Source organism: Colwellia sp. BRX10-9, assembly GCF_014077405.1.
Lineage (GTDB): Bacteria > Pseudomonadota > Gammaproteobacteria > Enterobacterales > Alteromonadaceae > Colwellia_A.
In genome coordinates this window covers 1-14,159 of record NZ_JACGVV010000053.1, presented here as the reverse complement: position 1 = coordinate 14,159, position 14,159 = coordinate 1, and the positions used below count along the sequence as shown (strand labels likewise).

The following is a 14,159-nucleotide window of genomic DNA, read 5'->3' as shown; positions in this document are numbered from 1 at the left end:
CTTTTCGAAGATTCAAACCTTATCTATAAAACGTTAAGTTAACTACTTTACTCTAAAGTGATGTAGATAACTTATCAAAACGTTCGTTTGGGTTACCCCTTGGAACTGGAGCGCATTCTAGACATTTCTCGCTGGGCGTCAACCCTTTTTTGTCATAAATTTGAAATAATCGATCGTTCGGTCAATTAACATACATACCGCGTTGTTATTGAGCTTTATTAAAGCTACTACAGTAATTATTAATTTTTTATCAGTTATAACTAAACAAAACCTAACAATGATCATTTCAGTTTACTGTAGAGGATCTTGAGATATTCGTGGATTTTAGCTAATAAAAAAGCCTCTTAAAAGAGGCTTTCATTTCAACACTTAAAAAGTATAAGTTAACTTTGTTCTCTAGCGATTGCACGATAGGCAATATCTGTTCTGAATTGTACTTCTTCCCAGCTTATTTCGTGTAATAAAGCATAGGCAGATTTTTGCGCTTGTGTAACCGTTTCGCCTAATGCAGTAGCACAAAGCACTCGACCGCCAGCCGTCACTATCTCACCATTAATTTCAGTGGTGCCCGCATGGAATGTTTTTCTGTCGGGATGCTGGTTAGTTTCTAAACCTGAAATCACTTTACCTTTGGCGTAAGTGCCTGGATAACCGCCGGCCGCTAATACTACACCGACAGCTGGACGTGGATCAAAATCAATAGTCGCTGTATCTAACTTACCAGCACAGGCTAGTAAACATAACTCAACGATATCAGACTTTAAACGCATCATAATAGGTTGTGTTTCTGGATCACCAAATCGACAGTTGTATTCAATCACTTTTGGCGTACCTGTCGCATCTATCATTAAGCCAGCATATAAGAAACCAGTATAAGGGGCATCTTCTTTAGCCATACCCTGCACTGTAGGATATATGACTTCATCCATAATACGTTGATGAAGTTCAGCGGTAACTACTGGCGCTGGTGAATAAGCGCCCATACCACCTGTATTTGGTCCTTCGTCATTATTATAAGCACGCTTATGATCTTGACTTGTTGCCATGGCTAAAACATTTTTGCCATCAACCATAACAATAAAGCTCGCTTCTTCACCATCTAAAAATTCTTCGATGACAACACGATGCCCGGCATCTCCAAAAGCATTACCAGCAAGCATATCTTTAATAGCGTCTTCAGCTTCTGGCAATGTCATTGCGACAATAACGCCTTTACCAGCTGCTAAGCCATCAGCTTTAATAACAATAGGTGCGCCTTTTTCACGAACATAAGCTAACGCAGCTTCTATTTCAGTAAAATTTTGGTACCAGCCTGTAGGAATGTTGTGACGAGCTAAGAAGTCTTTAGTAAATGCTTTTGAACCTTCAAGTTGTGACGCTTTAGCACTTGGACCAAAAATAGTTAACCCCTCGGCTTGAAAGGCATCAACAACGCCGTCAACAAGTGGCTGCTCTGGGCCAACAATCGTTAGAGTAATGTTTTGAGTTTTAGCAAAGTCGACTAGTGCAGCAGTATCGCCAGCGGATATGGCAACATTTTCTACTTTATTTTCTGTTGCTGAACCGGCATTACCTGGTGCAACAAATACTTTTTCTACTTGTGATGATTGTGCAGCTTTCCATGCGAGTGCATGTTCACGACCACCACTACCTATTACTAAAACATTCATTTATCTTAACCCTACTTTATTTGCTAGAAAATATGCTAAAAAACTTGCGCCATTATAAGGGAAGTTATGGCGCAAGTCTTAAGATTATTTAGCTACTTTTGCAAATTTTAAAGTCATTCGATCACTTTCACCGATAGCCAGATATTTTTCTCTATCTTTATCTTTTAATGCAAGTGACGGGGGTAATGTCCAGACACCTTTTTCATAACTTGCTTTGTCTTTAGCATTAGCATTTACTTCACTACTGGCAATAAAAGTAAATCCAGCAGCTTCAGCTTGTGCAATTGTCTTCTCCACAGAAACATAGCCGCTATTCATATCGTTAGCTGTTGCGCCTTTTGGTAAACGATGCTCTACGACACCTAAAATACCACCAGTTTTTAATGCCTTAAAGGCATCAATAAATACTTGGCTAACACCTTCTTCTCCCCAGTTATGTAAATTACGAAAAGTAAGTACCATATCCGCAGAACCAGCGGGGGCTAATTCACTGGCTTTCTTAGGCACAAAGTTAGAGAGTTCAACTTCACTAAACATCTCATGACTAGCCAATTTTTTTACTAAATTTTTACGGGAATTACTGTAATAGTTGTCTTCACCGGTATCAGGATAATGAGCACCGATTAACTTTCCTTTGCCTTTTAACGCTGGGGCTAAAATTTCAGTGTACCAACCACCACCAGGTGTTATCTCAACAACAGTCATTGATGAATTAAAACCAAAAAATTCTAAGGTTTGTTGTGGATGACGGTATTCATCACGTATTTTATTAGCCGCTGATCTATGTTCACTAGCAACCGCTTGGGCTAACTGTGTATTAGCCATAGGTTGCATGGCTTGATCAGCGTAAGAAACGCTGGCTAATGACAGGCTAATGATTGAAGCTGATAATAAAGTTTTTATTGTTTTCATTTGCTTTTCCATATCAAGAATAAAGGTTAACTCGACATGTTATAGCAGATTTTAAAAGAAGAAACAGATAAGGGGGATAAAAGAAAAGTATTTAACCTTGTTGAAGTGTAACATTTTATCAACAAGGCTAATAAAGCCGTTATTTGGAAATGCTTTAAGCTGGTTAGTGAAAATTAAAAGCGGAAGCGCGGAGCGTAGTTTATCTACTTGAGCACTTCCAACGAATAATTTTATTTAACCAACGATAAGCAAACCTACTTAATGGCGGAAGTGACGCATTCCGGTGAACACCATAGCTATGTTATGTTCATCGGCAGCGGCAATAACTTCATTATCACGCATAGAACCGCCCGGTTGAATAACAGCAGTAATGCCCGCTTCAGCGGCAGCATCTAAACCATCACGAAATGGAAAGAATGCATCAGATGCCATGACTGAACCTTTAACTTCTAAGTTTTCATCTGCAGCTTTGATACCAGCAACTTTAGCTGAGTAAACTCGGCTCATTTGACCGGCACCGACACCAATAGTCATGCTATTTTTAACGTAAACAATCGCATTAGATTTCACGTATTTCGCTACTTTCCAACAGAATTGTAAGTCACGCATTTCATCAGCAGTGGGTTGGCGTTTAGTAACAACTTTCAAATCATCGCTGGTCACTTTGCCTTGGTCTCTGTCTTGAACCAATAAGCCACCATTAACACGTTTAAGATCAAAACCGGTAGTTTTGGTCGACCATTCACCACAGGCTAATAAACGTAAGTTAGGTTTAGCAGCAACAATTTGTGCCGCAGCTTCTGAAACACTTGGCGCGATAATAACTTCGACAAACTGGCGAGAAACAATAGCTTCTGCTGTGTCGGCATCTAATTCACGGTTGAAGGCGATAATGCCACCAAATGCTGAGGTAGGATCTGTACGATAAGCACCTTCGTAAGCGGCTAAGATATTGTCACCAATAGAAACACCACAAGGGTTAGCATGTTTAACGATAACACACGCCGGCTCATCAAATTCTTTAACACATTCTAAAGCTGCATCCGTGTCAGCTATATTGTTATAAGAAAGCGCTTTACCTTGTAATTGCTTAGCCGTTGAAACCGATGCTTCTTCAGGATTTGCTTCGACATAAAAAGCAGCATCCTGATGCGAGTTTTCACCGTAACGTAAATCTTCAGTTTTAATAAACTGACTGTTAAAGGTGCGTGGAAATTTGTTTTTTTCTTTAAAGTTAACTTCGCTTTTTTCACCACTTCGCGCACTAAGCATTTTGCCAAAGTAATTTGCGATCATACCGTCGTAAGCTGCAGTATGTTCATAGGCAGCAATAGCTAAGTCAAAGCGTGTGTTATACGTTAATGAATCATCGTTACTATTCATTTCTGCTAATACGCGCTCATAATCGTGAGCATTAACAATAATCGTCACATCTTTATGATTTTTTGCCGCTGCACGAACCATAGTGGGTCCACCGATATCAATATTCTCAATCGCGTTTTCTAAGCTACAGTTTTCATCACTAACTGCGTTAGCAAATGGGTAAAGGTTAACGACAACAAGATCAATCGCGCTAATATCGTTTTCAGCCATAACGGCTTCATCCATACCACGGCGCGCTAAAATTCCGCCATGAACTTTTGGATGAAGTGTTTTAACACGACCGTCCATAATTTCAGGGTGACCTGTGTATTTAGAAACTTCAGTAACTTGTATACCATTATCAGCTAATAATTTTGCTGTGCCGCCGGTTGATAAAATATCAACACCTTTTTGCGCTAAACTACGAGCGAAATCGACAATACCTGTTTTATCAGAAACACTTAATAATGCACGTTTGATTGGGCGTGGAGTATCCATTGCTTTATTGTTAACCTTAAAGTTAGTTTAATTGTCTGGCCGTTGACATTTGTCCTTGGCAGTGATTTTTTAAAATAAATCCTTTACTCAGTAATGAGTAGCTAGCTGAAGAAAACCCCTTAGCTAGAAATAAAGAAAGCACCCTAGGGTGCTTTCGATTGACAGGGACAACCTGTCTATTTTTTAGTTCATGCCGTATTTTTTAAGCTTCTTACGTAAAGTACCACGGTTGATACCTAACAAGTTAGCTGCACGTGTTTGGTTACCGCGCGTATACTTCATAACTTCTTCTAACATTGGCGCTTCGATTTCAGAAAGTACAAGGTCGTACATATCATCTACATCATTACCATTTAATTGCGATAAGTAGTTACTGATAGCTTGTTTAGCTTGAGTACGTAATGGAGAATACTCAGCTTGAGTTTGGATCTTGCCAGTAACGAATGGTGATGAAATATTTTGTTCAAACATAAAGTTCAGACTCTTTCTAGTTAATTTAAATTATCAAAATACAGTTCTAATGCATCAAGTTGATCGGTAGATGACTCTAACGCATTAAAAACAGAACGAAATTTTTTCTCTTGATCATACGCGAGCATATACCAAGCAACGTGCTTACGAGCAAAACGAACACCCATAAAGTCACCGTAAAAGTTGTGTAAGTCCTTTACATGCCCAATAACTATCGGACAAATCTCTTCCAATGAGGGGGCAGACAAATGTTCACCCGTTTTCAAGAAATGATTAATCTCTCGAAAAATCCAAGGTTTCCCTTGGGCACCACGACCCACCATTACGGCATCAGCCCCAGTAAAATTTAATACCTGCGCCGCTTTGATTGCGCTGGTAATATCGCCATTAGCCACAACGGGAATACTAACCGCTTGCTTGATGGCTTTTATCGTTTCGTATTCCGCATCCCCTTTATAAAAATCATTACGGGTGCGACCATGAACGACTAAAGACTGAATACCGTTGTGCTCAGCAATTTTAGCAATTTCAATGCCGTTGCGAGTGTTCTCACACCAGCCGGTACGAATTTTAAGTGTTACTGGCACGTTTACCGCATCAACAACACTTCGCACTATTTCTTCAACTAATTTAGGTTCTTTTAATAATGCAGAACCCGCGAGCTTTTTATTGACCTTTTTAGCAGGACAGCCCATATTAATATCTATAATTTGTGCGCCATTTTCAACATTAACTTTAGCAGCAAACGCTAACTCTTCAGGATCTGAACCGGCAATTTGTACCGAACGAATACCTGCAAATTCACTATGAATACTTCGTCGCTTAGATTTTTCGGTATGCCATACTTTGGGATTAGACGAAATCATTTCTGACACGGCTAACCCTGCTCCCATTTGACAACACAGTTGTCGAAAAGGTTGGTCGGTTATTCCGGCCATTGGAGCAAGCATTACATTACTTGATAAAGTATACGAACCTATATTCATGTTGCTGTTTTTTTGAGCTACTATTCAAAAGGGCGCTAAGTTTACGTGTTTTTAAGGGAATTGAAAAGCATATAAATTGAACAATTCTTGCTTTTTTTTGCGTTTTTAATATTGACTTTTTGCAAACTATTGATGTGAGCAGAATTTGTACAAATAGCTAACGAATACTGCTCAATTAATAACAGGGTTTTTGACTAATTTTTTTTACCTGAAAGACGAACCCATTCATCTTGAACAGCAATGGCATCCATTTCACACCACTGACTATAAATATTTTGCAGTTCATTGGCCTGTTCTTCTAAAACACCTGACAGTGCAAGGTGACCATTTGGAGCAACAAATTCAATAATCGTTGGCGCTAATTCACGTAATGGTCCGGCTAAAATATTAGCGACAACCACATCAGCTTTAAAACTTGGCTGATCTTTTGGTAAGAAAAGTTCTAAACGGTCTGCAATACCGTTGCGCTCAGCATTTGCTTTACTTGCTTGTAATGCTTGTGGATCAATATCAATACCAATGACTTTTTTCGCGCCTAGCTTAAGTGCCGCCAGCGATAAAATTCCTGAACCACAACCAAAATCAACTACAGTTTTACCGACTAAATCTAATCCGTCTAACCAGGTTAAACATAATGCCGTGGTTGGATGGGTGCCTGTGCCAAACGCTAAACCTGGATCAAGCATAACATTAACCGCGGTTGGATCAGGAACTTCGCGCCAGCTTGGACAAATCCATAAACGCTCACCGAATTTCATTGGATGGAAGTTGTCCATCCACTCTCTTTCCCAATCTTTATCTTCAAGTTGCTCTAACTTGTAAGCCATATTGTTTTTATCTGGATGGATACTTTTCAAATAAGTAATGGTTTTATCCATGTCATGGCTGGCATCGAATAAGCCCATTACCACGGTATTGTGCCAATAGATAACTTCATCACCCGGAAGCGGCTCATAAATAGGGGTATCTTGGGCGTCGATAAACGTCACGGCTTGCGCGCCACAAGCACTTAACCAATCACTATATTTTTCTGATGTGTCTTCATTCGCACTCAAGCGAAGTTGTATCCAAGGCATGGGAGGTGCTCACTATAAATTTTTCACTAGTTTAGCATTTGTTAGTTAATACCTACAAAGACTTCTGCTAGAGTATTGCTAGGATAATTATTCCCTCTGGCCTAATAAGGAACTCTACGATGCTCGATCTTCTCCCTGATTTATATGACATTTACCCTAACGCATTAACACTGGCACAACCGCTATTTACTGACTATGGCAAAAATAACATTTTTTATGGGGAAATAGTCACCGTGTCTTGTTTTAATGACAATTCAAAAGTCAAAGCCTTGGTAGATACTGACGGCACAGGTAAAGTCATGGTTATTGATGGTAAAGCAAGTACCACACGTGCACTGTTAGGTGACATGCTTGCTGAAAAAGCGGTTAAAAATGGTTGGCAAGGAATGGTCATTAATGGCTGTATTCGTGATGCGGGTACGATTGCCACGCTAAAACTAGGTGTAAAAGCATTGGGTTGTTGCCCAATTAAAACTGAGAAACTAGGTATTGGTGAAGTAAATATTCCCATTACTTTTGCCGGCATTCATTTTATTCCCGGACAGTTCATCTACGGCGACAGTAATGGTTTAGCCATCAGTGAAAAACTTTTATCATTACCGTCTTAACGCAATTGTTTAGGCTCATACACAGATTAAAGACAATATAGGTTATTTAAATGAAATATTTCCCCATTTTTCTTGAGGGTAAAAACATATCGGCAATGATCATTGGTGGTGGTGATGTCGCGGCACGTAAAATTGAATTATTGCTAAAAAGTACCACTAACATTACGGTTATGGCTGCAAGCTTATCTGAAAGTGTGAAACGATTAGTCGATGGCCATGATCTACATTGGCTCGCTCACAATTACCAAAGCGGCCATTTAATTGGCATGAACTTAGTGATTGCAGCTACCGACGATGGCGAAGTCAATAAAGCGGTTGCTGGTGAATCACAACCGCTCAACATTCTCACCAATGTTGTTGACCAACCTGAACTCTGTACTTACATCACGCCAGCAATCATAGATCGCGCACCGATGATTATCGCTATGTCTAGCTCTGGAAGTGCCCCTATACTGTTAAGGATGCTTAGAGAACAAATTGAAAAAACCCTACCTAATGGCTACGGTAGGCTTGCAGATTTCTCTTTTAAATTTCGAGATCATGTTAAAGCAAGAGTAAGAGGGCTTCGCAACCGTAGGACCTTCTGGGAAAGCGTATTAAGAGGGCCTATCGGTGAGCAGATTTTACAAGGTAATATACCCGAAGCTGAACAACAGCTTATTGCCAGCATAAAGAAAGAAATTACACCGCCGGTAGGTGAAATTGTCTTTGTTCATACATTAGATGGTAATCCAGATAAATTAACCCTACAGACTCACCGAGAAATGCAATTTGCTGAAGCGGTATTTTATGACGATGACGTTAATATCGACCTAATTGAATATATACGCCGTGATGCTGAAAAGTATCCACAAAGTATTACTTCATCAATACTTATTAATTTTCAACATGCACTTGAACTCGCAGAGAATGGACAGAAAGTCATTTATCTCTTAGCAGGACACACACAGTTACCTGAAAACTCAGCATTTTCGTCGAGCAGTATTTTGAAAAAAGAATTAATAAGTGGTGTATAAGTAAAGATCTACAGCGTTTTTAGGCTATAACTTACGATTTACTACACCGTTTTTTAGAAAATAATATCATTTAAAGGAAGGCGGTTAATAAGACACGCATCGTTTAGACTATAACTTACGATTTACTACGCCGTTTTTTAGAAAATAATATCATTTAAAGGAAGACGGTTAATAAGACACGCATCGTTTAGACTATAACTTACGATTAAAGGCTGATCCTGTTGAATCACCATCCCGCTTTTTAAAAAAATAATATCACTTAAAGGAAGGCGGTTAATAAGACACGTATTTTTTTAGACTATAACTTACGATTTACTCACTCGTTTTTTAAAAAATAAGGCGTTAAAGTAACTCTTTAACGCCTTGAATAAGTGATGCTTTGCGCAAAGCCCACTTCTTCTGGAGAAATAATAACATTGTCGGCGCGGCGCTGACTTATAAAGACATAACAAAAGAGACTAGTTGCTCACGTTCATTAACACTTAATGCCATAAACTTGTCGGTAGCTTGCTGCGCTTCACCGCCATGCCAAAGTATTGCTTCTTCTACCGTACTCGCTCGACCATCATGTAAAAAACCTGCGGCAGGATTCACTGTTTTAGTTAACCCTATTCCCCACAGTGGTCGAGTTTTCCACTCATTGCCTGTTGCCATAAAATCACGACGATTATCTGCTAATTCTGCGCCTAAATCGTGTAATAACATGTCTGTGAAGGGGTAAATATGTTGTCCTTTTAATGACTCAGGTGCAGGTACTCCCCCCACCAAAATATCACCACTTATCGTAGTAAAGTCTGGTTGATGGCAAGACACACAACCGACCTCTTCAAATAATTGTGCGCCGGCAATTACCATTTCATTATTTACATTGCGTCTTGATGGCACCGCTAATGTTTCCGCATAAAAAACAACATCATCTGAGAACTCTTGGCTTGCTTCACTACCTCCTTGTTCATCAACACCGGTATCAATAAAACCTGTCCGCGTTAAATAGCTTTCATGCAAAGGTGAATTAGCGATGCTCTCCTGTGGAAATAACGGATTGGTAATTCCCATATCACCCCGTAATGCCCCCAGAGACTGAACACGAACACTGGGTGTGCTTGCTTTCCAGCCAAAGCGTCCAAGTGATACAGGTATAAGATCTTTGTTTTTCGCTTTAATTGGGTCGAAAACCCAATTAGGACGACCTGAAATACCATCGTTATTGGTGTCTAGCTCATCACTTAACGCTAATATATCCGCTTCGGCGATGAGCTCTAACAAACCTAAACCAAAGATTGGCATGCCATTACGTGGGCTATAACGCACATCAACCTGCATAATCGCACTATCGCGTTGTTGACCGTCGCCAACATCGTAAGCATTTTCAATGGTAAATACCGGTTTCTTTAATTCAACCGTATCACCATTGGCATACGTTATTGTTTTAAATTCATAAGCTAAATAAACATCGGCTTGACCAACAAAAGGGTGATCTTGCCAATCAGCCCGTGCTTTTAACACACCTCGATGAAATAGCTGGGTACCAAAACCTTGCACAGGCTTATTTTGACAATAGTTATTATTAATTGACGGCGCTGTGCATTCACCGTCTTCAATACTCATTCTCAAAAAAATACCGGCATTAGCGCCTAATAAAATACGATCTTGGTCTTGTGGAATGGTTAATGTAGATGGACGACCATCACGCTGGTGGCATGAGTTACAATTTTGATTATTAAAAACCGGTCCCAAACCATCTAATTCAGGGTGTTCCATATTTGGCGCTGTTGTAAACGCCATTTCAAAATTAGCATCGCCAGTCAGGTGTTGGTTTAGTTCAGCGTCAGTTAAGGTCGTTATTGGAGTTGAAAAGCCATGCCCTGAATCACTAGCATCAAATGCTGTCGCTTTATCACCTAGGTTTTCAACAAAAGTATAATCAGGGTAATCAGGTTCAACAACAGCATTATCATTTGACTGACTCTCACGATTACAGGCACTAAGAAATAATGTTGCCAGTAAAAGATTAATCGTAATTATTAAACCCTTGTTTATATTATTCATATTTAACATAAGTTTTGTTCTATTTATAAATTAAAGGGAAGTGCATCCTTGCACGGCTTACATCCTTTAGGGGTCGGTTAGCAACTAAATCACTGTTAGTTATTCCAGTTATTCAACAATATAAGCACATCACTCTCTAATGATGTTTGTAAAATACTTAAAGCATCAATAGCGGCTTGAATACGAACACGTGCTTCTACATCATTAATTGCTTGCCTGAACGGCATATCATTTTCACCTGAAATCGCTTTAATTGCTGTTATTGCTGTCGTTATTTCGGTATCGATGCGAATAGCTAAAGCACTATCCGCGGCTTGAACGAAATTAATAATTCCTACATCGGTCACAGCTTGTGAATTTGTGGTCCCTAGGTAAACATTTTTAACCCCTTGAATATTATTTGTGAAATCAGCCAGTGAATTCCAACTGTATTGTGATTCAACTAACGAGGTATCCGTTGAGTTAATATCACTACCAAAGGGTTCAGCAATTTTTCCGTTAGCGACTTCATCAACAATACCTATCATGCCATTAATTAATTCTTCTACGACGCCTAGTTCAGACGCATAAATGTCATTACCTGGTATCAGCAAAAATTCTTGGTAGGGTAATGAGTTTGTATCATTGGCATCATGTCTAACCGTCCATGCATCAAAAAGCGATTGGGTATATTCACGAAACACTTCTGCAGTAGCAGCTAAATATTCACGCTCTAACGCTGTCATTTCATCTATCGCTTTAGCATTATCGGTTAAGCCATCGCCAAAAAGTAGAAACTCCATGGTATGAAAGCCCTGAACATCGTCGTTAAATAACTTGATAACCTCGGCATTAAAACCACTTTGTGTTGCTAATAAACTTTGCAGATCACTGGTATTTAATGGCCAGGTATCTAAGTGAGGATCTATAGATAAGGCATCTACTGGTCCAAAAATATGAGCTTCTCCTTGCTCCCAAGGTTGGCGAACTGTTTGCCATGCTTGTTGAGTTGCCAATAATGTTTCTTGGCTCGGAGAATTTAATAATGACAAGGTCGCTAAGTGAAAGATCTCTGCTTTGGTGTTCAGGTCGTTATAACCTTCAACAATAATATCGTTTGTTATATTACTTATCATAGCTGTTGCATCAAACGCGAAGCCTGATGGTTCTTCTATAACAGGTATTGACTGCGAAGAACTGCTACCACCACATGCAGATAACATTAATATTGCTGTGGTCGTTGCGAAGAGTGAAGTTTTCAATGACATTTTTAATTCCTTTAAATTTACAGTCGTCTTTTAAACTGATGGTTATATTGAAAAATAATAGCCCATCGATAGGCTAAAACTTTGGGTATTATTAAGGTTGTTTTGTGCATAAGATTTTTCAGCAAACTGAGCTTTAAGTACCACATTTTTTATTGGTATGTAGTTCACACCGATGGCAATTTCTTTAATATCAAAACGAGAGGTAGCTAAGCCCCCTGCTACTTCTTTAATAGGGTTGGCATAATCATATGAAGTAAATAGATACAAAGGTTTGCTAAGACCAAGCAGAAATTGACTGTTATAGGCGACTTCTAGAAATGCTGACTCAGCTTCACTACCTAATTGAGCAAAGTTACCTGGCTTTAATCCTGGCGTTGTTTTATTAGCGGCAGTAATGGCTAAGCTGTCATCTAATTTGCCGAATAAATACTGACCTCGTAGCGTCCAATCTTGATAACGATAAACGCCATTGAGCCCGATAATGGATAAATGGCCATCCGCTGAAATATTATTGGTATTATTGCGATTACCACTGGTGTTACCGCTGTAAAAACTAGCGCCTATCCCTGAGCCTTTTTTAAGGTCGCCATAATCTACTCGAAGCGTTAACGCTAAGTCGTCGGCATTGATCGTTTCGAATCTTTTTTGGTGACCACTGGCTACCCAGCGATAAGTACGAAAGTATTCAGAATTAAGGCCTGTCGTCAGTAAAGCTTGCGCCTTAAGTCCTTGCCAATTTGCAGTGAAGTTAATCCCGGTTTCATGCCAAACTTGGGGGATAAGTGTTGATTCACTCCAATGACGCTGGGTAGTAAAATATTGATCAGGTTTGTGTAACTCAGTCCCTAAACCCACAGGGACAAATATTCTGCCAAGTTTAATAGCAAAGTAGTCATTGTAAGCATATTTGAGTTCTAATTTTTCAACCAGAACTTCACCACCCGCTTCTATCTCAGTTTCAAATTCGCCGAATTCTTCGAAGCCATCATATTCTAATGCTGCGCCCGTACCACCATGTTCGTACTCTAACTCTATTTCAACTTGCCATTGGGGATCAAACCGATAACCAAATTCTAAAACAACGCGTTCGACATCAGTTATGCTGCGCTTTTGTGGTTGTGTGTCTTGCGTGTTACGAAAAACATCTTCCGTTTTATAAAGTACACTGCCATAAGAGGTAATGTGCCAATTTTTGACGGCTGAATAATTTAGCTGATCTTTATGACTTGTTGAGGATACGGCTAGACTTAATTGTCTAAGTTCACTTTGAAGCTTTTCAATTTGTTGCTGTTGTTTGTTAAAGTTAATAACAGAGGGTTGATCATCAGCCTGAGCAAGGTTACAAAAACTGACCATTGCCAATGTTGATAAAACAGAAATTTTGTTTTTCATCTTACTGCACCAATACAAATACGAATCACTTTCATTTGCATGTATTGTAATTAGCTCTAATGATTATTGCAAACAATAATAGTTATCATTCGTAATTAATTTCATTCTATTCTTTTGATCACTGAAATAAGACATAAAAAAGACGCCTAAGCGTCTTTTCTTGAATTCTCGTGAGAACTAAAATCTGCAATTATGTGATGCCTCTTTTAGGTACAGCGATACAACACCTGCTCTGTGTTAGCAACTTTGACTGTTTGACAATTTCACTAAAATTTAGTGATAAAAAAAGACGCCTAAGCGTCTTTTTTTGAATTCTCGTGAGCACTTAAACCTGCAATTATGCGATGCCTCTTTCAGGTACAGCGATACAACACCTGCCCTGTGTTAGCGATTTTACAGTTTTGCTAAAATTTAGAGATAAAAAAAGACGCCTAAGCGTCTTTTCTTGAGTTCTCGTGAGAACTAAAATCTGCAATTATGCGATGCTTCTTTTAGGTACAGCGATACAACACCTGCTCTGTGTTAGTAACTTTGACAGTTTTGACTGTTTGACAATTTCACTAAAATCTAGATATAAAAAAAGACGCCTAAGCGTCTTTTCTTTAAGTTCTCGTGAGCACTAAAATCTGCAATTATGCGATGCCTCTTTCAGGTACAGCGATACAACACCTGCTCTGTGGTAGCAGCTTTGACTGTTTTGCTAAAATTCAGATATAAAAAAAGACGCCTAAGCGTCTTTTTTTTAAGTTCTCGTGAGCACTAAAATCTGCAATTATGCGATGCTTCTTTTAGGTACAGCGATACAACACCTGCTCTGTGTTAGTAACTTTGGCTGTTTTGACTATTTCACTAAAATCTAGATATAAAAAAAG

11 protein-coding genes are annotated in these 14,159 nt (G+C 39.2%); 2 read left to right on the top strand and 9 right to left on the bottom strand.

What is annotated here, in order from left to right; translation table 11 throughout:
• Positions 1-383: 383 nt before the first annotated feature.
• The 6 genes from purD to prmA all read right to left on the bottom strand — a co-directional run bounded on the left by purD (position 384) and on the right by prmA (position 6,975).
• Positions 384-1,670 carry a phosphoribosylamine--glycine ligase gene (gene purD, locus H4J69_RS18765; RefSeq protein WP_182218422.1) on the bottom strand — a complete coding sequence of 429 codons (1,287 nt, stop codon included), beginning with the start codon at positions 1,668-1,670 and terminating at the stop codon, positions 384-386.
• A gap of 84 nt (positions 1,671-1,754) precedes the next feature.
• Positions 1,755-2,582, bottom strand: a complete 828-nt coding sequence (locus H4J69_RS18760; protein ID WP_182218423.1) for a class I SAM-dependent methyltransferase — start codon at positions 2,580-2,582, stop codon at positions 1,755-1,757.
• Positions 2,583-2,840: 258 nt separating this feature from the next.
• Positions 2,841-4,442 carry a bifunctional phosphoribosylaminoimidazolecarboxamide formyltransferase/IMP cyclohydrolase gene (gene purH, locus H4J69_RS18755; protein WP_070375035.1) on the bottom strand — a complete coding sequence of 534 codons (1,602 nt, stop codon included), beginning with the start codon at positions 4,440-4,442 and terminating at the stop codon, positions 2,841-2,843.
• Positions 4,443-4,625: 183 nt separating this feature from the next.
• On the bottom strand, positions 4,626-4,913 hold the full coding sequence (gene fis, locus H4J69_RS18750; RefSeq protein ID WP_070375036.1) for a DNA-binding transcriptional regulator Fis: 288 nt from the start codon (positions 4,911-4,913) through the stop codon (positions 4,626-4,628).
• Between the two features lie 20 nt (positions 4,914-4,933).
• The gene (dusB, locus tag H4J69_RS18745) at positions 4,934-5,899 is read right to left on the bottom strand and encodes a tRNA dihydrouridine synthase DusB (RefSeq protein WP_070375037.1); all 966 of its coding nucleotides are present in this window, start codon (positions 5,897-5,899) and stop codon (positions 4,934-4,936) included.
• 194 nt (positions 5,900-6,093) lie between these two features.
• Positions 6,094-6,975, bottom strand: coding sequence for a 50S ribosomal protein L11 methyltransferase (prmA, locus tag H4J69_RS18740; RefSeq protein ID WP_182243876.1), 882 nt, complete (start codon positions 6,973-6,975; stop codon positions 6,094-6,096).
• Between the two features lie 119 nt (positions 6,976-7,094).
• Here prmA and H4J69_RS18735 point away from each other — a divergent pair, with 119 nt between their 5' ends.
• Both H4J69_RS18735 and H4J69_RS18730 read left to right on the top strand, forming a co-directional pair.
• Positions 7,095-7,583 carry a putative 4-hydroxy-4-methyl-2-oxoglutarate aldolase gene (locus H4J69_RS18735; protein ID WP_182218427.1) on the top strand — a complete coding sequence of 163 codons (489 nt, stop codon included), beginning with the start codon at positions 7,095-7,097 and terminating at the stop codon, positions 7,581-7,583.
• Between the two features lie 50 nt (positions 7,584-7,633).
• Entirely contained in the window at positions 7,634-8,599 is a 966-nt protein-coding gene (locus H4J69_RS18730) for an NAD(P)-dependent oxidoreductase (RefSeq protein WP_182218429.1), read from the top strand.
• Between the two features lie 435 nt (positions 8,600-9,034).
• Here H4J69_RS18730 and H4J69_RS18725 read toward each other — a convergent pair whose 3' ends face one another.
• The 3 genes from H4J69_RS18725 to H4J69_RS18715 all read right to left on the bottom strand — a co-directional run bounded on the left by H4J69_RS18725 (position 9,035) and on the right by H4J69_RS18715 (position 13,287).
• Positions 9,035-10,648, bottom strand: coding sequence for a di-heme oxidoredictase family protein (locus tag H4J69_RS18725; RefSeq protein ID WP_182218431.1), 1,614 nt, complete (start codon positions 10,646-10,648; stop codon positions 9,035-9,037).
• 95 nt (positions 10,649-10,743) lie between these two features.
• The gene (locus tag H4J69_RS18720; protein ID WP_182218433.1) at positions 10,744-11,895 is read right to left on the bottom strand and encodes an imelysin family protein; all 1,152 of its coding nucleotides are present in this window, start codon (positions 11,893-11,895) and stop codon (positions 10,744-10,746) included.
• Positions 11,896-11,937: 42 nt separating this feature from the next.
• Positions 11,938-13,287: a hypothetical protein gene (locus H4J69_RS18715; protein WP_182218435.1), complete on the bottom strand. Its 1,350-nt coding sequence runs from the start codon at positions 13,285-13,287 to the stop codon at positions 11,938-11,940.
• Between the last annotated feature and the right edge of the window lie 872 nt (positions 13,288-14,159).

Bases quoted from the DNA above. Each gene is read 5' to 3' on its own strand.
- H4J69_RS18715 (WP_182218435.1), bottom strand. From the start codon at position 13,287: ATGAAAAACAAAATTTCTGTTTTATCAACATTGGCAATGGTCAGTTTT.
- purD (WP_182218422.1), bottom strand. From the start codon at position 1,670: ATGAATGTTTTAGTAATAGGTAGTGGTGGTCGTGAACATGCACTCGCA.
- purH (WP_070375035.1), bottom strand. From the start codon at position 4,442: ATGGATACTCCACGCCCAATCAAACGTGCATTATTAAGTGTTTCTGAT.
- H4J69_RS18760 (WP_182218423.1), bottom strand. From the start codon at position 2,582: ATGAAAACAATAAAAACTTTATTATCAGCTTCAATCATTAGCCTGTCA.
- fis (WP_070375036.1), bottom strand. From the start codon at position 4,913: ATGTTTGAACAAAATATTTCATCACCATTCGTTACTGGCAAGATCCAA.
- H4J69_RS18730 (WP_182218429.1), top strand. From the start codon at position 7,634: ATGAAATATTTCCCCATTTTTCTTGAGGGTAAAAACATATCGGCAATG.
- H4J69_RS18735 (WP_182218427.1), top strand. From the start codon at position 7,095: ATGCTCGATCTTCTCCCTGATTTATATGACATTTACCCTAACGCATTA.
- prmA (WP_182243876.1), bottom strand. From the start codon at position 6,975: ATGCCTTGGATACAACTTCGCTTGAGTGCGAATGAAGACACATCAGAA.
- dusB (WP_070375037.1), bottom strand. From the start codon at position 5,899: ATGAATATAGGTTCGTATACTTTATCAAGTAATGTAATGCTTGCTCCA.
- H4J69_RS18725 (WP_182218431.1), bottom strand. From the start codon at position 10,648: ATGAATAATATAAACAAGGGTTTAATAATTACGATTAATCTTTTACTG.
- H4J69_RS18720 (WP_182218433.1), bottom strand. From the start codon at position 11,895: ATGTCATTGAAAACTTCACTCTTCGCAACGACCACAGCAATATTAATG.